At 38.8% G+C, this 21,496-nt stretch carries 19 protein-coding genes; 13 read left to right on the forward strand and 6 right to left on the reverse strand.

The window, feature by feature from the left end; translation table 11 throughout:
* Positions 1-140: 140 nt before the first annotated feature.
* Positions 141-2,642, reverse strand: a complete 2,502-nt coding sequence (locus tag AC27JL_RS00275; RefSeq protein ID WP_487194515.1) for a penicillin-binding protein 1A — start codon at positions 2,640-2,642, stop codon at positions 141-143.
* A gap of 131 nt (positions 2,643-2,773) precedes the next feature.
* Here AC27JL_RS00275 and AC27JL_RS00280 point away from each other — a divergent pair, with 131 nt between their 5' ends.
* The 9 genes from AC27JL_RS00280 (at position 2,774) to AC27JL_RS00320 (ending at position 11,674) form a co-directional block, all read left to right on the forward strand.
* Positions 2,774-3,853 (forward strand): pilus assembly protein PilM, encoded by a 1,080-nt coding sequence (locus AC27JL_RS00280; RefSeq protein ID WP_487194516.1) that lies wholly within the window; start codon positions 2,774-2,776, stop codon positions 3,851-3,853.
* Entirely contained in the window at positions 3,841-4,413 is a 573-nt protein-coding gene (locus AC27JL_RS00285) for a PilN domain-containing protein (protein WP_006793099.1), read from the forward strand. Before AC27JL_RS00280 ends, AC27JL_RS00285 begins: the two co-directional genes overlap by 13 nt.
* Positions 4,403-5,008, forward strand: coding sequence for a type IV pilus inner membrane component PilO (locus AC27JL_RS00290; RefSeq protein WP_487194517.1), 606 nt, complete (start codon positions 4,403-4,405; stop codon positions 5,006-5,008). The genes AC27JL_RS00285 and AC27JL_RS00290 overlap by 11 nt, the downstream gene beginning before the upstream one ends.
* Positions 5,005-5,544 carry a pilus assembly protein PilP gene (locus tag AC27JL_RS00295; RefSeq protein ID WP_487194518.1) on the forward strand — a complete coding sequence of 180 codons (540 nt, stop codon included), beginning with the start codon at positions 5,005-5,007 and terminating at the stop codon, positions 5,542-5,544. Before AC27JL_RS00290 ends, AC27JL_RS00295 begins: the two co-directional genes overlap by 4 nt.
* Positions 5,531-7,624 carry a type IV pilus secretin PilQ gene (locus AC27JL_RS00300; RefSeq protein ID WP_487194519.1) on the forward strand — a complete coding sequence of 698 codons (2,094 nt, stop codon included), beginning with the start codon at positions 5,531-5,533 and terminating at the stop codon, positions 7,622-7,624. The genes AC27JL_RS00295 and AC27JL_RS00300 overlap by 14 nt, the downstream gene beginning before the upstream one ends.
* Positions 7,625-7,808: 184 nt before the next feature.
* Complete coding sequence (gene aroK / locus AC27JL_RS00305) at positions 7,809-8,327, forward strand: shikimate kinase AroK (protein ID WP_006793103.1); 519 nt, start codon at positions 7,809-7,811, stop codon at positions 8,325-8,327.
* Positions 8,328-8,357: 30 nt separating this feature from the next.
* Positions 8,358-9,428: a 3-dehydroquinate synthase gene (gene aroB, locus AC27JL_RS00310; protein WP_487194520.1), complete on the forward strand. Its 1,071-nt coding sequence runs from the start codon at positions 8,358-8,360 to the stop codon at positions 9,426-9,428.
* Positions 9,429-10,751: an AAA family ATPase gene (locus AC27JL_RS00315; RefSeq protein ID WP_487194521.1), complete on the forward strand. Its 1,323-nt coding sequence runs from the start codon at positions 9,429-9,431 to the stop codon at positions 10,749-10,751.
* Positions 10,752-10,804: 53 nt separating this feature from the next.
* Positions 10,805-11,674, forward strand: coding sequence for a Dam family site-specific DNA-(adenine-N6)-methyltransferase (locus AC27JL_RS00320; protein ID WP_006793106.1), 870 nt, complete (start codon positions 10,805-10,807; stop codon positions 11,672-11,674).
* Here the strand turns inward: AC27JL_RS00320 and AC27JL_RS00325 are convergent.
* Positions 11,619-11,804: a DUF2970 domain-containing protein gene (locus AC27JL_RS00325; RefSeq protein WP_074210163.1), complete on the reverse strand. Its 186-nt coding sequence runs from the start codon at positions 11,802-11,804 to the stop codon at positions 11,619-11,621. The two genes, AC27JL_RS00320 and AC27JL_RS00325, sit on opposite strands and share 56 nt — an antisense overlap.
* Before the next feature lie 3 nt (positions 11,805-11,807).
* Positions 11,808-12,104 carry a hypothetical protein gene (locus AC27JL_RS00330; RefSeq protein WP_006793107.1) on the reverse strand — a complete coding sequence of 99 codons (297 nt, stop codon included), beginning with the start codon at positions 12,102-12,104 and terminating at the stop codon, positions 11,808-11,810.
* A 205-nt stretch (positions 12,105-12,309) separates the two neighbouring features.
* Between AC27JL_RS00330 and rpe the strand changes: the two genes are divergently transcribed.
* From rpe to trpS, 3 genes are read left to right on the forward strand one after another with little or no spacing between them, the layout of a single operon-like run.
* Positions 12,310-12,993, forward strand: a complete 684-nt coding sequence (gene rpe, locus AC27JL_RS00335; RefSeq protein ID WP_008131698.1) for a ribulose-phosphate 3-epimerase — start codon at positions 12,310-12,312, stop codon at positions 12,991-12,993.
* A complete protein-coding gene (locus AC27JL_RS00340; protein ID WP_487194522.1) occupies positions 12,993-13,658 on the forward strand; it encodes a phosphoglycolate phosphatase in 666 nt (221 codons plus the stop codon). Before rpe ends, AC27JL_RS00340 begins: the two co-directional genes overlap by 1 nt.
* A gap of 31 nt (positions 13,659-13,689) precedes the next feature.
* Positions 13,690-14,694: a tryptophan--tRNA ligase gene (trpS, locus tag AC27JL_RS00345; protein ID WP_006793110.1), complete on the forward strand. Its 1,005-nt coding sequence runs from the start codon at positions 13,690-13,692 to the stop codon at positions 14,692-14,694.
* Between the two features lie 113 nt (positions 14,695-14,807).
* On the opposite strand, the gene AC27JL_RS00350 is transcribed toward trpS, so the two are convergent.
* Positions 14,808-15,728: a TraB/GumN family protein gene (locus AC27JL_RS00350; RefSeq protein ID WP_008131696.1), complete on the reverse strand. Its 921-nt coding sequence runs from the start codon at positions 15,726-15,728 to the stop codon at positions 14,808-14,810.
* 33 nt (positions 15,729-15,761) lie between these two features.
* Positions 15,762-16,127, reverse strand: coding sequence for a hypothetical protein (locus tag AC27JL_RS00355; RefSeq protein ID WP_487194523.1), 366 nt, complete (start codon positions 16,125-16,127; stop codon positions 15,762-15,764).
* Between the two features lie 281 nt (positions 16,128-16,408).
* On the opposite strand from AC27JL_RS00355, the gene AC27JL_RS00360 reads away from it, so the two are divergent.
* A complete protein-coding gene (locus AC27JL_RS00360; protein ID WP_487194524.1) occupies positions 16,409-18,553 on the forward strand; it encodes a winged helix-turn-helix domain-containing protein in 2,145 nt (714 codons plus the stop codon).
* An 82-nt stretch (positions 18,554-18,635) separates the two neighbouring features.
* On the opposite strand, the gene uvrA is transcribed toward AC27JL_RS00360, so the two are convergent.
* Positions 18,636-21,455, reverse strand: a complete 2,820-nt coding sequence (uvrA, locus tag AC27JL_RS00365) for an excinuclease ABC subunit UvrA (protein WP_010557958.1) — start codon at positions 21,453-21,455, stop codon at positions 18,636-18,638.
* Between the last annotated feature and the right edge of the window lie 41 nt (positions 21,456-21,496).

Consider the following 21,496-nt stretch of genomic DNA (forward strand, 5'->3'; position numbering starts at 1 on the left):
AGGGCCTTGTATCAATCCGCAATAATACCTAATCATTTTGCGGGGCTAAACGTGTCGCTACATGCGTTAAAAAATTCTTATTTAGAATAGCTAAATTTGGTATCAACTAAAAACGGCAGCCAATGGCTGCCGTTCTTTATTTAAAACAGTTCTTCTTCTGTTTTAGTGTCTTCTTCAAATATATCTGTTGGTTGAGACATTACGTATTTTGTGGGGGCGGTGCCTTTGTCAAAATACTCAAAGCGACTGGTGTAATCATTTTTATGACTTAATAAACCGGTTTCTAAATCAATCCGAATAGACACTAAACCTTCTGGCGGCTCTATGGGGGCTTCAGGTTTACCTTCAAGCGCAACTTTCATAAACTCAACCCAAGCCGGTTGTGCTGTTTTAGCGCCAGATTCAGCCCCTGATATTTGCCCGCTATCAAGATTATTATTGTATGAAGTTCTGCCTAGCGGGTTGCCAGGGTTATCAAAACCAACCCATACCGAGGTCATAACATTTCGATTAAAGCCACTAAACCAAGTATCTACAGAGTCATTAGTTGTGCCTGTTTTTCCTGATAGATCACGACGGCCTAATGCTTGAGCGCGCCAACCTGTTCCTGACCAACCCGTTTTATGTGACCAGTTTCCACCTCCCCAAACAGCGCTATGCATTGCTTGAGCAATTAAAAATGCATTTTGTTTTGATATGACCTGAGGGGCACATTTTAATTGTGGCGTATCAGTATTTTGTTGTGGGAATAATCCAGTAGCATTGTCTGGGGTTAATGACTGATCTGAAGTGTCGTCACACACTACTGAAGGATTAGCTTTAAACAAACTGTTACCGTAAGCATCTTGGATTTCTGAGATAAAGTACGGCTCAATCAAATGCCCACCATTCGCAAATGCACTCATACCGCGTGCTAGTTCAATTGGAGTAATTGAAGCACTGCCCAGTGCTAAGGATTCACTGCGGTTGATGTCTGAATTTTTAAAGCCAAATTTTAGTAAGTGATCTGCTGTTCGTTGCAAACCAACACCTCGGAGCAAGCGAACTGATATGACGTTTTTAGATTGTGCTAACGCGCGACGAATTCTAATTGGACCATTGTAAACAGCCGGACTATTCTTAGGTCGCCATGCCACACCTTGGCTTTTATCCCACTGATTAATTGGCGCATCGTTTAAAATTGAGGCGAGCGTATAGCCGTTTTCAAGCGCAGCAGAATAAATAAATGGTTTTATGTTTGACCCCACTTGGCGCTTTGCTTGAATAGCTCGGTTGTATTGGCTTTGTTCAAAGCTATAGCCGCCAACAATGGCTTTAATACGGCCATCTTGTGGGTCAAGTGAAACAATTGCGCTTGATGCTTCAGGTAGTTGGCTTAGTTCATACTCGTTATTGCTGTTCTTACGCACCCAGATTTGCATTCCTGGCGCTAATATTTCAGTTGCCGTCGTTGGAGCAAAACCTTGGCGATAACGAGTTATATATTTGCGTGCCCATTTTAAGTTGTCCCAATTCAGGTTTATTTGCTCTGCATTTTTAAGCAATACTGTGGCATTTTTTTCATCCACGTTAATAACAGCAGCTGCTTTCAGTGTACCTATCTCTTTGGCTTCATTGAGTTTAGCTAGTATTTTCTCTTCACTTAGCTCTGATTGTTTTTCAGGGTCCCATAAAATAGCGGTTGGGCCTCTAAAGCCATGACGCATATCGTAGCTATGAAGATTATTAACCAGCGCGGTTTGCGCCGCTTTTTGTACTTTAGACTCAACAGAGGTAAATATCTTAAAGCCTGAATTATACGCCTTCTCTATTCCATAACGTGAAACCATTTCTGCACGCACCATTTCAGAAATGTACGGTGCGTATAAATCTATTTCAGCACCATGAAAGTAAGCGGTAATAGGTTGGCTTGTTGCATCATCATACACGTCTTGTGTTATGTAATTTTCAGTTAATAAACGACCAAGTACAACATTACGGCGTGCTTTTGCACGGGTAGGGTTGCGAATTGGGTTTAACGCCGAAGGCGCTTTTGGCAAGCCAGCAATCATCGCCATTTGAGCAAGCGTTAAGTCTTTTAACTCTTTACCGTAATAAACTTGAGCGGCAGCTCCAATACCAAAGGCGCGGTTACCTAGCTCGATTTTGTTTAGGTAAAGCTCTAAAATTTCATCTTTAGTGAGTACATTTTCTATGTGTAGAGCGATGAATATCTCTTTTATTTTACGGATATAAGCTTTTTCTCGGGTTAAGAAAAAATTACGTGCAAGTTGCATGGTAATAGTACTAGCACCTTGTTTTTTCTCGCCTGTAGAAATAAGAACAATAGCAGAGCGAACTATGCCAATAGGGTCTATACCTATATGGTCATAAAAGCGATTATCTTCAGTTGCTAAAAATGCATCAATTAGAGGCTGTGGGATTTCATCAATAGTGACCGGAATTCGACGTTTTTCACCAAATTGATTGATCAAAAGGCCATCTTTAGTGAATACTTGCATAGGAGTTTGTAATTGCACGTCTTTTAAAACTTGCACACTGGGGATATCAGGTTTAACGTAGTAATAAAGACTGACCAAAGTTATCAGACCGATTAACGTACAAATGATAAAAAATTGTAAAGTTCGTTTTAATAAAATCACTTATATTTCCCTAAATGGACTCCCAATTGCGAGTTTGGACTGATAGTATATATTGATTAAAAAATGAATAATATTTTTTCAGAAAAAAATTATAACTTGTTTATTATTAAAACAAAGGCCAAGTTGCAAACATGCTAAGTCAACTATTTCAAAAGCCGTCGCCAATGATGGTAGGAATTGATATCGGATCGCACTCGATTAAAGCGGTGCTTCTGAGAGAAATTGAAAGTGGATTTCGATTAGAGGCCCTAGCAATTGAGCCCATGCCTAAAGGCGCCATGAGTGAAAGAGCGATTCAAGATATTGAAGCGATTGGTAATGTAATAACAAAATTAAAAAGAAAATTACCTAAGTCACTTAAAAATGCAGCAGTGGCGGTGTCAGGGCAAACGGTTATTACAAAAGTAATTTTTATGGATGTGTCGTTGAGCGATGCAGAACTTGAATCTCAAATTGAAATTGAAGCAGATAGTTTAATACCTTACCCCCTTGATGAAGTTAGCTTAGACTTCGAAAAGCTCTCTACTAACGAAGCTGACCCGAGTAAAATGAATGTATTACTTTCAGCAGCCCGAACAGAAAGTGTTGAAGCACGTGTTGGCGCATTAGAAGAGGCTAATCTCGATACTAAGATTGTTGATGTAGAAAGTTACGCCTTAAGCCGTGCGATGGACGTTTATTACCAACAACTACCAAGCGATGCCTTCAATAAGTGTGTTGCTGTTGTAGATATTGGTGCCGTACTCATGCTTGTAAGTGTTGTGCAAGCTGGTGAAACTATTTATACACGTGACCAGGTCTTTGGTGGTGATCAATACACAAATAGTATTGTTAACTACTACAACAAAGGGTTTGATGAAGCTGAAATAGGTAAAACATCAGGCGATTTACCACCTAACTATACCTTTGAGGTATTAGCACCATTTCAAACAGCGTTGCTTCAGCAAGTACGTAGAGCGGTGCAAATGTTTTTAACAACGAGTGGCAAAGAACAAATAGACTACATTGTGCTTACCGGTGGAACTTCTATGATCAAAGGGCTTGATCGCTTATTAATTGAAGAATTAGGTATACACAGTGTTGTTGCAGAACCGTTTGCAAATATGGAAATTTCGCCAAAAGTAGATCGTAATGTTATGCAGCGTCACCGAACACAGTTTGCAATTGCAACAGGTTTGGCATTAAGGAGCTTTTCATCATGCCACATATAAATCTATTGCCTTGGCGAGAACTGCAGCGCGAAGAATCTAAAAAGAAATTTGTAACCATACTAGTTGGAATTGTTTTAGCTTGTTTTTTAAGTATGTACTTATTAAGTATGTTTTACAGTGCATTAAAAGACGGACAAAACTTAAAAAATAATTACTTAAGTTCTGAAATAAGTATGCTTGATCGAAAGATCAGTGATATTAGAGAATTAGACAAACGAAAAGAAAACCTACAGCAGCGAATGCGATTAATCGAAGAGCTGCAAAGTAGCCGTAACCTTGGCACACAAATTATGGATGAAGTAACAAAAATAGTACCTCAAGGTATTTACTTAACAAAGCTGGAGCGCAGAGGGAACCAGATTTATGTACTTGGCCGAAGTGAATCAAATAACCGTTTATCTACCATGATCCGCCAGGTACAAAGTTCATATTTGCTAGAGCGTTTGACCATGCAGGATATTGTTGCAGGTGATCAGTCTTCGCGTTTACTTAGTGACTTTAGTATGGAGTTTTACGTAAAACCATTTGACGAGATTGGTGAGGTACGTAATGAACCTTGATTTTAAAGCGCTTGGCGAAATAGATTGGAATGAAATTGAGTTAGACAATATTGGTGATTGGCCTGCTGCTGTAAAAGTAATTTGCTGTGCATTTGTTGCTGGGCTCATATTATTTTTTAGCTATAGCTTGTTAGTTTCTGATGAGATTGATAGCTACAATAATGCGGTATCAAAAGAGGTCGACTTAAGAAGTACCTACAGAACAAAATACGCTGTAGCGAGTAAGCTAGATATTTATCGCCAACAAATGATAGAAATGGAAGATAAGTTTTCTCAATTACTTAAGCGGTTACCGACATCAAACGAAATACCCGGCTTACTTGACGATTTATCTTATGTTGGCACAACGAGCGGTTTAACATTTTTAAAAATTGGTTGGTTACCTGAAGTAGAGAAAGAGTTTTATACAGAGCTACCTATCAAAATAGAAGTAGTAGGTACTTATCATGAATTTGGTGAATTTGTTGGCAAAGTTGCTCAGTTACCACGAATAGTTAGTTTGCATGACTTTTCTATTACGTCTTCTGGCGAAAAACAACTAACATTTAGTGTTGTAGCAAAAACTTACCGCTATGAAGAAGGAGTTAAAAAATGAGGCTCCTTCATTTAATGCCGATATTAACTGTTGTTGCGTTAGTGGGGTGTAACGACGATACCTCGGAACAAAAAGAGTTTATTGACCAGGTAAAAGCAAGCACAACGCCTAAAGTTGAGTCGATTCCTGAGCTTACTCAATTTGAGATTTTTGAATATAGTGCAGGTAATTTACGAAGTCCATTTGTGGCACCTCAACCTGAAATAATTCAGAACAAACTGACGCAAATAAAAAACTGTTTACATCCAGATCCAGACAGGCGCAGAGAGCCATTAGAAAAATACCCGTTAGATAATTTAGCAATGAAAGGTACAATTGGTTCAAGTGGTCAAGTTTGGGCGCTTATAACTGCTGCAGATGAAACATTACATCGTGTAACGATTGGTAATTATTTGGGCAGTTACGATGGCAAGGTAAAAGCTGTGAGTAACGATTTTATAGAATTAGTTGAATTAATCCCTGATGGGTCTGGTTGTTGGAAAGAGCGCCTGACTAAACTGGAAATGTTAGAGGCGGCAACTGATGGCGCAAATTAATAATAAAAAAGGTAAAAATAACATGCATAAGGATGTTCTTTGGTTTAATCGCATTGCGAGAGCTTTATTTGCAACAGCCGCTTTGGTTTGTGCTAACAATGCTTTGGCAGGACCATTGCTTTACGATGTACGTTATAACCCATTACTTAAAGGTGAAACCGAACTACAGCTTGTTTTCGACGAAGAGATAACTTTAGAACCACAAATTCAAGTATTTAACAGCCCAGCGCGTATTGAAATGTTTTTTGATACCGCAGAGTTAGAATTAGGATTAAATGACGTTGAAGTTAATCAAGCAGGCATTAGTAGTGTCACCAATGTGTTATCTGAGCAAGGTTTAAAGGTAACAGTTAATCTAGACAGATTAAAAATGTATGAAACAGAAGTTAATAACAACTTAGTTTCAATACGTGTATCGGATAACCCATTAACCGGTTCAGTAACTGAAGATGAAGCCGTTCTGACAGGTGATGTGAGTGGAAACTACATTAACCGCATCCAATCTATTGATTTTAGACGTGGTGAGAAAGGTGAGGCAAAGGTACTTGTATTTTTACAAGACACTCAAGCTGCTATAGAGGTTCACGAAAGTGGCGGCAAAATTTACGCAGATTTTCACCATACAGATATTCTGGACGATCTACTTTATGAGTTGGATGTTTTAGACTTTGGTACCATTGTTAGTACTATCGAAACGTTTAAAGAAGAAGGGCGAAGCCGCGTTGTTATAGAACCTAATGCCGAGTTTACATTCACGTATCAGCAAATAGACAATATTCTTACCCTCACAGTTGAAAAAGATGAAACTCAAAATGCTTACCTAGATGGTGGTAAAGAGTATCAAGGTCGACCAATGACCTTAAACTTTCAAGATATTTCAGTACGTGCAGCATTACAAATTATCGCAGGCTATAACGACTTTAACTTAGTAACAAGTGATTCCGTTACCGGTAACATTACCTTGCGCTTAGATGGCGTGCCGTGGGACCAAGCACTTGATGTCGTATTACGTATAAAAGGGTTGGACAAGCGCATGGATGGCTCTATCTTAATGGTAGCGCCAGCAGAAGAGCTTGCAGCCCGTGAAGCAAAAGATCTAAAAGCAAAGCAGCAAGTTGAAGATTTAGAGCCGCTTTACAGCGAATATATGCGATTGAATTATGCCAAAGCTGAAGACTTTGCTGACTTACTTAAAACCGATGTTAATAGCATCATTACCCCACGCGGAAGTGTGTCGGTTGATCAGCGTACTAACACTTTACTCATTAAAGATACTGTTAAGAGCATAGAAAATATTAGACGTATGATTGAAACCCTGGACATACCGGTTCAACAGGTTGTTATTGAATCTCGTATGGTAACAGTGCGTGATAACGTAACTGAGGACCTAGGTGTTCGTTGGGGATTTAGCGATCAGCAAGGTAGTGATGGCATATCTGGTTCTTTAGAAGGTGCTGAAACCATTTCAAATGGGGTAATCCCTGACTTAACAGATAGATTAAATGTAAATCTACCTATTACAAACCCAGCGGCAAGTATAGGCCTCCACATAGCAAAACTCGCCAACGGGACATTAATCGATTTAGAGTTAAGTGCGCTTGAAGAAGAGAATAAAGGCGAGATTATTGCAAGCCCGCGTATTATTGCTGCCAATCAGCAAAAAGCGCGCATTGAACAAGGTACTGAAATACCCTATACAGAATCAGCTTCTAGTGGTGCAACAACGGTAAGCTTTAAAAAAGCAGTACTTAGTTTAGAGGTGACACCACATATAACGCCTGATAATAAAGTAATTTTAGACTTAATTATCACGCAAGATACACGTGGCGATACTGTACAAACAGGTACCGGTGAGGCCGTATCGATAGATACTCAAGAAATTCAAACACAAGTATTAGTAGAAAACGGGCAAACTATCGTACTGGGTGGCATTTTCCAACAGCAGATAATCAACACTACAAATAAAGTGCCGGTGTTAGGTGATATTCCTTATGTTGGTAGGTTGTTTAAAAGCACCAGTGAATTTAATGAAAAGCGTGAATTGCTTATTTTCGTGACACCAAAAATACAAATAGATTAAAATAAGGTACTTTTTTGTTAATCAACGGGTGATTATTTAGTTTAATTGCTCGTTATGTGGCTTTTTATTCTAATTGACTTGAAATACCCCTGCAATTACTGAGATAATCCCCTCCTTAATTTTGGGGCCAGGTCGTTAGGCGGGGTTTTATTTCAAATTTTAGAGTTCGTTTGTACTAAAAGATATGGCTGAGAAACGTAATATATTTCTAATTGGCCCCATGGGGGCTGGAAAAAGCACAATTGGTCGTCACATTGCCGATCAATTACACCTTGAATTTGTTGATTCTGATCAAGAAATCGAACGCCGCACGGGTGCAGATATTGCCTGGGTATTCGATCTTGAAGGTGAAGAAGGCTTTAGACTTCGTGAAGAATCTGTTATTGGCGACTTAACTGAAATGCAAGGTATTGTACTTGCTACAGGTGGTGGTTCAGTAATGAGTAAAGAAGTTCGAAACAAGCTTTCGGCTCGTGGTATCGTTGTATACCTAGAGACACCTATTGAAAAGCAAGTTGCACGCACACAACGCGACAAGCGTCGCCCGTTACTGCAAACAGAAGAAGCACCTCGTGATGTACTAGAGCGCTTAGCAGAAGAACGCGAACCGTTATATAAAGAAGTGGCTGATTTTGTTGTACGCACTGATGAGCAAAGCGCTAAAGTTGTTGCAAATCAAATCATTGAGAAACTAGATTTTTAAAACCAATACATAATAAAGGATTAGCTGAGCATGCTTAAATTAACTGTTAATTTGGACGAGCGAAGTTATCCTATTTATATTGGGCAATCTGCACTTCAAGATAATGGCCGTCTAATTCATCATATTGGTGATTGTCGGCCTATCATCATTACTAATGACACAATTGAACCTTTATATCTACAAGGCTTACTTGATTCATTAGCTGAATTAAATCCTCTTTCCTTTATCATACCTGATGGTGAGCAATACAAGTCACTAGAGTGGTTTGAAAAAATATCCGCTTTTTTACTGCAAAATAACTGTGGTCGCGATACTTGTTTAATTGCATTAGGTGGTGGCGTAGTTGGTGATTTAACTGGTTTTGTAGCTGCATGTTATCAACGTGGCGTGCCGTTTATTCAAATACCTACAACACTTTTATCGCAAGTAGATTCATCTGTTGGTGGAAAAACAGCGGTGAACCATCCGTTAGGAAAAAACATGATTGGGGCTTTTTATCAGCCACAAGCTGTTTTTATTGATACTCAGTCTCTTCATACACTCCCAAAAAGAGAGTTTGCGGCAGGAATGGCTGAAGTTATCAAGTATGGTTTAATATACGATACCGAGCTTTTTACTTATTTAGAGCAAAATGTTGAAAACTTACAGCAGCTAAATGAAACATGCCTGCAGCATATCATTTACAGGTGCTGTGAAATTAAAGCGTTAATCGTTGCTGAGGATGAAAAAGAGCAAGGTCTCAGAGCATTGCTAAACTTGGGGCATACCTTCGGTCACGCAATTGAAGCCCAAATGGGTTATGGTAAGTGGCTTCATGGTGAAGCTGTTGCTACGGGTATGGTGTTAGCTTCTCAGTTGGCTAACACTCGAGGTGACTTAACGCAGCAGGATGTAGCGCGTATTGTGGATGTTATTAAACAATATAACTTACCAACTGAAGTACCTGCAGATATGACGAGTGAACAATTTTTATTGCATATGCGCAAAGATAAAAAAAATAAAAAAGGAACTATCCGTTTTATTTTACCCACCCAATTTGGTCAATGTGCACTGGTAGACGATGTATCTGACGATCAAGTCCGAGCATTAATCGAGCACTAAATGCAGTCACAAATTTTACCAAGCCGTGCGGCTTTGGTGGATAGAATCGCACTGCAATTTGAATATGGTCAAAACCTCATTGTTTTACTGGGCACATCAGGCCTAGGCAAAAGCTATTTACTTGAAACCTTTATTACCGATAAATACAACGACTTTAATAAAGCATTTGTACAGTCGAGTGCAAAATTGACAGACGCTCAGTTAATGAGCGATCTATTAGAGCAAAGCTTTAACAACCCGTTGGTTGATCATAATTTAAGTTTGTCTGAAAATTTTTATCAGTTACTTAATCAACAGCAACCGGGCTCCTGTTTATGGGTTATTGACGGTGGTAGGCACTTATCAGAAGAGTTTTTAATTGAGCTGGAGCTGCTAGCTAAAAATAGCCCAATCACTCTTTATATTATGATTGCCTCAGCTGCAAAGTTGCCGGTTGAACATGCAGTTGAAATTCATCTTGAACGCCTCCCTCTTCATGAAAGTAAGCAGTTAATGGGGTGGTACTTTGAAAAGCTTCCTCAAGATGAAGATCCCGTTTTCCAAGCTTTTTTAGCTGAAGCTAATGGTAATCCTAGTTTATTGCTTGCATGGCAACAGGATGAGTACATCGCAGATATCAAAGTTAAAGATAAAGTATCATGGCGTGTACATTTACTGGTACTTATGTTGCTCATTATGTTCTTAATTATAGGCTTGTTATATAAGTCAGATATGAGTGATTGGTGGCAAAAGCATTATGAGCAAGGCACCATTGAGGTTGATAGCACTGCTATTCCAGTGAGCCAGGCTATTGCACCTATACCTGACACAGTAACAAAAGAAAAAGTAGCCGACATACAGCCTACCGCTGAAGGTGAAAGAAAAAACGATATATCTGCAATTATGCAAAGCTTAAATGCAGGCAACGAGATCAATGAGCCTATTAGCTCTGATACGCTCATAAAAGATGAACCTGTTAAAGAGCTTGTGCAATCAAAAGTTAACAATGAGGTTGATGCATCATCAGTGCAACTGCCCATTAACGAAGCTAGCTCTTGGTACTCTAAGCAAAATGATTCAAATACGGTGATTCAGTTACTTGCAGTAACACAAAAGCAAGTTGTAGATGATTTTATAAAGCAGTATGCACTCCAAATAACGGCGTACACTTATCAAACTCAAAGAAATGGTAAAACATGGTGGGTGGTGACAACCGGCAGTTTTACAAGCATGAATGATGCACAGCAAGGTATGAAAAACCTACCTGCAAGTATCTTAAAAAATAAGCCGTTTTATAAAAAAATTAGTAAAATAAAACAAGAAATTGCACGAGTTGATCAGTAATATAAATCGCTTTAGTGTAAAATCGCGCAACACCAGATTGAAGTAAAGAACCAATGCAGCAAAAGAGTAGAGCCTTCCTTAAATGGGCTGGCGGAAAATACAGTCTCGTTGATGATATTAACGCGCGATTAAACCAAGCAAGTTCGCATGCTGATACCTTGGTTGAACCTTTTGTTGGTGCCGGTTCCGTTTTTCTAAATAGCGATTTTAAGCATTATATTCTTAACGATATTAATGCTGATTTAATCAACTTATATAAAGAATTAAGAAATTCACCCGATGAGTTTATTAGTGATGCAAAAAAGCTATTCGTTGATTTAAATAACCACCCCGATGCGTACTACGAATACCGAGTTCAGTTTAATCAAAGCCGTGATGTATATGAGCGGTCAATGCTATTTTTATACATGAATCGTTTTGGTTACAACGGCTTATGCCGTTATAACTTAAAAGGTATTTTTAATGTACCATTTGGTAAATATAAAAAGCCTTATTTTCCTGAAAAGGAAATGTACTTTTTTGCTGAAAAAGCACAGCAAGCGACGTTTACATGCTTAGGCTACGATGACGTATTTAAACTGGTTCCTAATAACGCGGTTATTTATTGCGATCCACCCTATGTCCCTTTGAGTAAAACGGCTTCGTTTACTTCTTATGCTAAGGGCGGGTTTAATTTAGATGATCAGGCTAATTTAGCTAATTTGGCAGAAAAAGCGGCGTTTGAAAATAACACCCCAGTGCTTATTTCAAATCACGATACAGTATGGACACGGAAAATATACAGCCAAGCATCACTTGATCAAATTCAAGTAAAAAGGACGATAAGCCCTAAGGGCGGAACTCGTAACAAAGTAGGCGAGTTAATGGCTATGTACTTACCACTAAAACAACCACAGCATAAATTGAAAGCGCAAAAGCGATAAATAGTATTATCGCAATAGCAATGATTGAGGAAATAGAGTGTTCTTGAAAATCTGCGCGGCGCTTTTGTTCTGATTGAACACCAAAAAATGCGGCTAGCACACTTTGCAACGCGCTAATAAAGTGCCGCATTTTCTAGAATAAAGGCTTTAAAGAAGGTGTTTTCTTGCTGTCGTCTGAGCTTGTTAATAACTCAAGTAAATCCAAGTAGTGAAACTGAGCGCTGCGGCTATCACCAGTGATCCAAGAAAACCAAGAAGAGTCTTCTTCAAGTACATGTAAACAGGGTTTACTTGTGTTTATTTCGTGTGTTGATTGCGGAGCACAATTATTAACCGAGCTTAACTCTTGCCCTGAACTTGGCGTAAAATTTACTACCCCAATAACTAATAATGCAGATGCAATTAATATCCCAATTTTAAAAGCGCGCATGATTTGAACCTAATATTTTGTTACTTTTTTAAGCATAACAAAAACTGCTCAAATAACAAACTTGTTTCTAATAAAGACTATTAATTAAATGTCAAAAATAGCCACTTAAGCACTTCAAACGCAACAGTATTACGCCTTAGTTGCTTGGGTAACGTCATCAATTGAGTTACATTAACGTAATATTTTACTCATTGGTGAATCTGCTATGTTTAGCCCAGAACAAAAATACTTAATTGCCCCATCAATTCTTTCAGCTGATTTTGCAAAGCTTGGTGAAGATGTTGATAGCGTTTTAGCCGCAGGTGCAGATGTAGTGCATTTTGATGTAATGGATAATCACTATGTACCTAACTTAACGATTGGACCTATGGTGTGTAAAGCACTAAGGGACTACGGTATCACCGCGCCAATTGATGTGCATTTAATGGTTAAGCCTGTCGATAGCATCATTCCACAGTTTGCAGAGGCGGGGGCTTCAATAATTACTTTTCACCCAGAGGCGAGTGAGCATATTGATCGCACGATTCAATTAATCAAAGATCATGGCTGTAAAGCTGGCTTAGTATTTAACCCAGCGACCAGTTTAAGCTATTTAGATCATGTAATTGATAAGCTAGATACTATTTTACTCATGTCTGTTAACCCCGGATTTGGTGGGCAAAGCTTTATTCCTCATACACTTAAAAAGTTAGCGCAGGCAAAGCAACGAATTGTTGAGTCAGGTCGAGATATTCGACTAGAAGTGGACGGTGGTATTAAGGTGGATAATATCGCTGCAGCAGCTCAGGCCGGTGCAGATATGTTTGTAGCAGGCTCTGCTATTTTTAATCAGCCAGACTACGAAGTAGTTATTGATCAAATGCGTAAGCAACTTGAGAGTGTAAAATAATGCAGTACGATGCGGCATTTTTTGATTTGGATGGCACACTAGTCGATAGTGTATATGACCTATATATCTCAATTAACTTAACATTAAGCGACTTGGCATTTCCTATTGTAAGCCAACTTTTGGTCGAAAGCTGGGTAGGTAATGGTATAGATATGTTGGTAAAGCGGGCACTGAGTGGTGATATGCAGGTTAGTGAGCATTTAGATGAATCACTAACTAATAAAGCCATTGCACAGTTTCATAAGCATTATGAACAACAGGTAGGCCAATACAGCGTGTTATACCAACATGTTGAAACAGGGCTTGCAGCTTTACGTGGTATGCAAAAAGCATTGATAACTAATAAGTCTCGAATTTTTACTGAAAAACTTCTTGATAAGTTAGCACTTACCAATCATTTTGAGCTTATTATTTGTGGCGATGATATGGCAAAAAAACCGTCACCTGATCCATTATTGTTCGCGTGTAAAAAGCTAAATATTGAGGCCTCTAAAGCAATAATGATTGGCGATTCTAAAAGCGATATACTTGCTGCAAAAGCGGCGGGTATTGATGTAATTGCAGTAGGCTATGGCTATAATCAAGGTGAAAACCTTGCTGATTATAATCCACAGTACCTATGCGATAACTTCTTAGATATAATACCTGTCCTAACACAGCGTTAAATATTAATAATTAAGTAAATAAAGGAAAATCATGAGTAAACCAGTAGTTTTAAGCGGCATTCAGCCAACCGGTGGTATGACAATAGGCAACTATGTTGGCGCTATTAACCAGTGGCTAAAGTTACAGGAAGATCACGAAAGTTTCTTTATGTTGGTTGACTTGCATGCAATCACCGTTCGCCAAGAGCCAGAATTATTACGCTCTCGTGTACTAGATGGCGTTGCATTGTATGCTGCATGCGGTATCGACCCTGAAAAGTCAGCGTTATTTGTTCAGTCTCAAGTGCCAGAGCACGCACAGTTAGCGTGGGTACTTAATTGTTACGCGCAAATGGGTGAACTTAACCGCATGACCCAGTTTAAAGATAAGTCGTCAAAGCATGCTAACAATGTAAACGTGGGCTTATTTTCGTACCCAGTTTTACAAGCGGCCGATATTTTACTTTATCAAGCCGATCAGGTACCAGTAGGCGAAGATCAAAAACAACACTTAGAGCTAACGCGTGACATAGCGACACGCTTTAATAACTTATACGGTGACGTTTTTAAACTGCCAGAGCCTTACATTCCAGAGTTTGGTGCGCGTGTAATGAGCCTACAAGACCCACTCAAGAAAATGTCAAAGTCTGACGAAAATCCAAACGGCTACATTATGTTATTAGATGAGCCTAAAAAGATTGAGAAAAAGCTTAAAAAAGCAGTGACCGATTCAGACGAGCAAGCGCGTATTTACTTTGACCGAACTGAAAAGCCAGGTGTATCTAACTTACTTACTTTATTAAGCGTAGCGACTAAGCGCTCAATAGAGGACTTAGTGCCAGAGTTTGAAGGTAAAATGTACGGTCATCTTAAAAAAGATACAGCCGATGCAGTAGTAAGCATGATTGAACCAATTCAAGCTCGCTTTAAAGAAATTAGAGAAGATCAAAATTTACTTGATAACATAATGAAATCTGGAGCTGAAAAAGCCAGTGTACGTGCCGAGAAAACGCTTAAATCGGTATACGATGCATTAGGGTTTATTCCACGCGGATAGGTTTATTGAAATAAAAATGCCGCTTATTAGCGGCATTTTTCATATGGCACATATCAACATGATAGACCCAAATAAAAACAGTAGCGATACTGCTAATTTGTCTGTTTTATCCATTATTCGGCTCCTTTTACAGTTATGTCTTGTGCGTTATTAATACTCACTAAAGAAACGCTGTAGCCTTTATTTTCAAGTAATGTAAGCAAGCTATCTTGGCCTACAAGGTGTCCAGCCCCAACTAGTACAAACTCACTGCTGTCGTTATTAAACATTGCCTCTACTTTTGGTAACCAATTATTATTTCTATCTTTAAGTAGCTGCTTGTAGCTTTTTGGGTCATTTTTCTGCATATTTTCAACCGCTACCTTGTTTAGTGTGTCGGTATCACCTTCTCGCCATGCAGTTAATAATCCTTTAAATATATCATTATAGTTATTTAGCTCTGCTAGGTTACGTTTGATAAAGTCATTTTCGTTACCTTGACCCATTGTTTTATATAACTCTAACTGAAACTCCATTGTTTCTAAGTAGTTTTTTGTTTTGTTGTCTTTAGTCGCTTTTTTCGTATAGTAAGCATCAACACCTTCACCCATTAAGTTTTGTTTTTGCAGTTCCATGGACATTAAAACGATACCCACCATGGCTGGGCGAAAACCATCTAACTTTTCTAGGTTAGCGCCAAACTCACTCAGTTTATTTTCGAGTGAAGCTTTAACCTCAGGCTCTAACTTTTCACTTAACGTTTCATTATTAGTATATGAAAGCGCGCCAAGCATTTGCATTTGAGCATTAGTATCAGCTGGGTCTGCTGCTGGCGCTTCAAAAACAATTGTATCGGCTTGTTCATAGGCATGATTAAACTCAACGGGTAATGGCATTTCAGCTTTAGGTAAAATATGTACAGTACCGCCAATAAATAACGAGTCATCTCCTTTGCTTACTTGCCATACAGAGCTTTGAGCTTGTGCTGTATTTGCTACCAAGCTGCAACCAAGTAAAACGCTGGCAGACACTAATTTTTTTGTAAAATTTTTCATAATAACTTCCTAATACTTTAAAATTTGTTGTTTTTAGTTAGATAAAATATTGCTGAAATAAGCAGTAATTGACGATGTTACTTTTGAAAGGTTTTCGTCAATTTCTGTGTTTATTTTGCTCATTGAAGAATCAAGTTCAGCTGATATTTTTTCATCTATTGAAGAAAGCAGTGTTTGCGTATCGACATGAGTTTTTAAAGACTCAGTTGCATTTACTGTGTTAGCTTTTTGCTGCTTTTTGTTAGTTGGTTTGTTTGTTTCTGTATGTTCACCAATTACACACTGTTCAACGCTCTTTTTAAATATGTGTTGTTTAGTATCAACTGCGAAGGCTGATGTAGTATTAAAAGCAGTTACTAGTAGTAAAGTAGATAGACCTTTTTTCATTGTGCTGTTCATAATTAAACCTTTTATATTTTTAATTGCAGCTAATTTAGAATCGCAAATGATTTTTAGTAAGCTGCTTGTTGATGACGGTTTAAAGAATATCGCTGAATTTACTGAGAGTCGCTTATCTAGTTATGAGCAATTAATAGATAAGGTTTTAATCGTATTTAATTGTTTTAATTTAATGGGTTAGCGTAAAACCTTATATTGTTGATATAAGGTTTTAAATGCTTTTTATACACAATAATGAGTTGATGTGGTACGGTTTATAAAAATAAAAATACCTAAAGACTATGAATTATCAAATCGGACCTTGGCAATTTATAAGTAATCGCTGTGTGATTACTTCAAATAACTTAGAAAGGGAATTAGATCCACTTTTAGTAAAGTTATTACTGCACTTTGTAAATAAGCCTCAACAAATAGTTTCCCGCCAAGCGCTAATCGAAAGTGTATGGCAACAAAGCTATGTAGACGATAACGCGATTAACCGAGCTATCTCAGAGCTAAGAAAACAGCTTGCTCATCCAACTGAAAAAGCACCGCTTTTAAAAACGCATTACCGTAAAGGATATAGCCTTACGGTAGTACCTGAACAGTTAACACGAGAAAGCGTTACTGAAAAGCCTGTAAACTCAATATCTGACTCGGCTACTGACACTACAAATAGTGATGATTTTACTGCTGCGACTATTTCAAAACCTGTTCCAGAAAAGAACATCAAAACGCTTTTGGCTTATACGTTATTAGTCATCACCTGTATTTTCTCTATTGTGTGGTTGGTACTGTTTTATACAAGTGAAGGCGCTGGTGATGTAGTTAAACAAGTTACGGTAAATAAGGTTGCGAGTACGTGGAATATAGGTAGTGAGGTTCACCCTGAGCTATCTTCAGATAAACACTATTTAGCTTATACCAATGTTGAACCTGAACAGGATTTTAATCGTGCATTTGTTAAGCGACTTTCTGATCAGCGAGAAGTAGAAATTACATACCCTGGTTTTCAGGTATCTATTTTATCGTGGCAGCTAAACCAACATGCTGTGCTATTACAAGCGACAAACTTAAAACAGCAGCAATGCGAAATGGTATTAGTTGATTTAAGCCAGTTTCCTATTATTGGAGACGCTAAACTTATAAAAAAATGTGACCTCAGATACACAGGTTATGCGCAATTAGATCAAAATGGTGAGTATATTTATTATACCGAGTACAAAAATGAGCAAGATGGCTCAGGGTTATATAAATTCGATTTAGAATTACAAAAAGAGTCGATTGTTATTCCTCCGCCAGGTGTAATGTATGGCGTAATAATGCCGCGTTTATCTCATTCGGGTAATAAAATAGCGTACATATTAAGCCAAAAAGGCCAGCCATTTTCTGTATTTAGTTACGACTTTAACACACGTGAGACTAAGCGATTATTTAAGGCAAAGAGAAGAGCCATCAGTTTCGCGTTCGATTGGCTTTCAAATGATCAAGGCGTTATTGTGTTTGAAGACTCTGATCTTTCAAGCATTACGTTTAATGAAAATAATATAATTAAACATACTCTAAATGTTACCCCCGCAATTTCACCTTATTATATTGCAGTTCAGTCTGCTAATAGTCTGTTTTATTCAGCAAATAAAACACAAGCATTTTCATTAATTAAAGCAACAGATACCTTTGGCGACAATCCAGCTTATGAACCTTTGTATAAAAGTGATAATGACGACTACAGTATTGTTGAAGTAATAAATAAAGCAGGGCCAGCGCATGTTTTTGTATCAGAGCGCTCTGGTAGCAGCCAATTATGGATTGCTCAAAATGGGCTAACTAAGCAACTTAGTTTTTTTAATTACGACGATGACTCCTCTACCTATAAATTAAGAGGGTTAAAAGTATCTCCTAATAAGAGGCGTATATTATTAATAAAAAATAAGCGCTTTTCACTTTATGACCTAAGTACGCAAAAATTCTACCCGTTAGAGATGTTAAGTGGGCGTAAAATAGAGAGTTACATTTGGTCAAAAAATAACGAAAGTATTATTTATATTGAGCAGCTTGATTCAAAAAATAGAGTCGTTGAGTTGAACTTGCTAACCCGTGATACTCACGTAATTGAAGACATTAAAGCCAATAAGCTTATTTCAGATAGTGAAGGGAACGCTTACGCAATAACATTTGATCAGTTAATTCGTCTCGCAGATAAGCAAAGCTGGCCATTACCTAAAAATGCCAGAAAGGCGAATGTATATGGAGTAAGCAAAGACTATTTTTATTACTCAGATTCTATTTCAAGAATTGCTAGGCTCAATTTAAAAGAGGGTACCGTGCAAGATACACACGTGGACTTTCGGCCTATCACTTTTGAGGTGAGTTCAGATAACGAAATTTTATTTACGGGTGCTAAATACAAAGATATGCAAATTATACAAATTAGTTGGGATGAATAAAAAGTTTATCAAGGACTAACAGTTGGGAGCCAAATATAAAAAACACCAAGTAGTTAAATTACTTGGTGTTTTTTTATTGGTATTAAAGCAATGGCTTTAGGTAATGACCTGTGTGCGAGCGCTCACATTCGGCTACTTCTTCAGGCGTACCTGCAATAAGTATTTCACCGCCGCCAGCGCCCCCTTCAGGGCCTAAATCAACCACCCAGTCTGCAGTTTTAACCACATCTAAGTTATGCTCAATAACCACGATGGTGTTACCGTGATCGCGCAGGCGATGTAATACAACAAGCAGTTGTTCAATGTCGGCAAAATGTAGGCCAGTTGTGGGCTCATCAAGTATGTACAGTGTTTTACCTGTATCGCGTTTAGAAAGCTCACGGGCAAGTTTTACACGCTGAGCTTCACCGCCAGAGAGTGTAGTAGCTGCTTGTCCTAAGCGAACATACGATAAACCAACGTCCATTAGCGTTTTAAGCTTACGGGCTATTGCAGGTATTTTATCAAAGTAGTCGTGCGCGTCTTCAACGGTCATTTCGAGTACTTGGTGAATGTTTTTACCCTTGTATTGTACTTCTAGAGTTTCGCGGTTGTAGCGTGCCCCTTTACATACATCACAGGGTACATATACATCAGGTAAAAAGTGCATTTCTACCTTAATTACGCCATCACCTTGGCAGGCTTCACAGCGTCCACCTTTAACGTTAAAACTAAAGCGACCCACTTTATATCCACGAGAGCGTGATTCTTGTGTACCCGCAAATAACTCACGAATACCCGTAAAAATACCGGTATAGGTAGCAGGGTTTGAGCGTGGTGTTCGACCAATAGGGCTTTGGTCAATATCAATTACTTTATCAAAATGGTCAAGACCACTAATTGATTTATACGGTGCAGCTTCTGCTGTGGTTGCGCCGTTTAATTCAGTATGCGCTAGTTTGAATAGCGTATCGTTTATAAGTGTTGATTTACCAGAGCCCGACACCCCTGTTATACAGGTCATCAACCCAAATGGAATTTTTAAATCGACATTTTTAAGGTTGTTACCTGTTGCGCCAAATAGCTCAAGCCATTTATCGCCGGTTGGGTTACGCTCTTTTGGTACTTCTATTTTTCGCACGCCTGATAAAAACTGGCCAGTTACTGAGTCTTTGGTTGCTAAAATATCGTCGCGTGTACCTTGTGCGATAATATGTCCGCCGTGCACACCCGCACCTGGGCCAATATCAATAATATGATCGGCGGCGCGAATGGCATCTTCATCATGTTCAACAACGATAACGGTGTTACCAAGATCGCGTAAATGCACTAATGTTTGTAATAGACGGTCGTTATCTCGCTGGTGTAAACCAATTGATGGTTCGTCTAATACATACATAACACCAACAAGACCCGCACCAATTTGGCTGGCTAAACGAATTCGCTGCGCTTCACCACCAGAGAGGGTATCGGCACTGCGCTCAAGCGATAAGTAATTAAGGCCAACATTGATTAAAAACGATAAACGGTCGCGAATTTCTTTAAGAATTTTTTCTGCTATTTGTGCTCTTTGGCCACTTAACGATAAGCTCTCGAAAAAATCCATCGCTTCGCCAATACTCATGGTAGTAATAGCAGGTAAGTTAGTTTGGCCAATAAATACGTGGCGTGCTTCTTGGCGTAAACGTGAACCCTTACAGCTAGGGCAGGCTTGGCTGGTTTGATATTTAGCGAGCTCTTCACGTACCGAGTTTGACTCAGTTTCGCGATAGCGACGGTTCATGTTATTTAACACGCCTTCAAACTCGTGGTTGCGTGTGATTAAATCGCCTCTGTCGTTACGGTAGTTGAAGGCTATTTTTGTACTGCCTGAACCTTCTAAAATAATTTTTTGAGAATCTTTAGCCAGCTTTTCAAAAGGTACGTCTAAATCAAATTTATAATGTTCTGCTACGGCTTGAAGCATTTGGAAGTAGTAAAAGCTACGTTTATCCCACCCTTTTATAGCACCTCCGGCTAAGCTTAACTCTGGGTTATGCACTACGCGGTTAGGGTCAAAGTACTGGCGTACGCCTAAACCATCACAACTTTGACACGCACCAGCAGGGTTATTAAACGAAAATAAACGTGGTTCTAATTCGGTCATTGCATAGCCACAGGTAGGGCAGGCAAAGTTGGCTGAAAACAGCATTTCTTCAATACTGCTGTCGTCCATGTAAGCTACATTTGCTACGCCGCCCGACATTTCAAGTGCTGTTTCAAACGACTCAGCTAAACGCTGCTGTTGACCGTCTTTTACCTTAAAGCGGTCAACAACCACTTCAATAGTATGTTTTTTATGAAGTTCAAGCGTTGGCGGATCTGATAAGTCGCACACTTCGCCATCTATTCGGGCACGGATATAACCTTGGCTTGCAAGCTGCTCAAGTAATTTAACGTGCTCACCTTTACGGTCTTTAACCACTGGCGCTAAAAGCATCAGTTTAGTGCCCTCTGGCAGCGCTAAAACGGTATCAACCATTTGGCTAATTGTTTGTGCGGCTAAAGGTAAATCATGTGTAGGGCAACGAGGTTCGCCCACACGGGCAAACATTAAACGTAAGTAATCGTATATTTCGGTAATGGTACCTACGGTAGAGCGCGGATTATGCGAAGTTGATTTTTGTTCTATTGAAATTGCAGGAGACAGTCCCTCAATATGATCAACATCGGGTTTTTCCATCAAGGATAAAAACTGTCTTGCATAAGCAGAAAGTGATTCAACATACCGGCGTTGCCCTTCAGCGTATAAAGTATCAAATGCAAGTGATGACTTTCCCGAACCAGATAGGCCTGTGATAACAATTAATTTATCACGTGGGATGGTTAGGCTGATGTCTTTTAAATTGTGCGTACGGGCGCCTCGGACTTCAATGTTTTCCATGCTATCTCGTTAATTACCAAAATTATTTACTGAGTATCTCA

It is taken from the genome of Pseudoalteromonas sp. 4NS20-0020, from assembly GCF_057554385.1.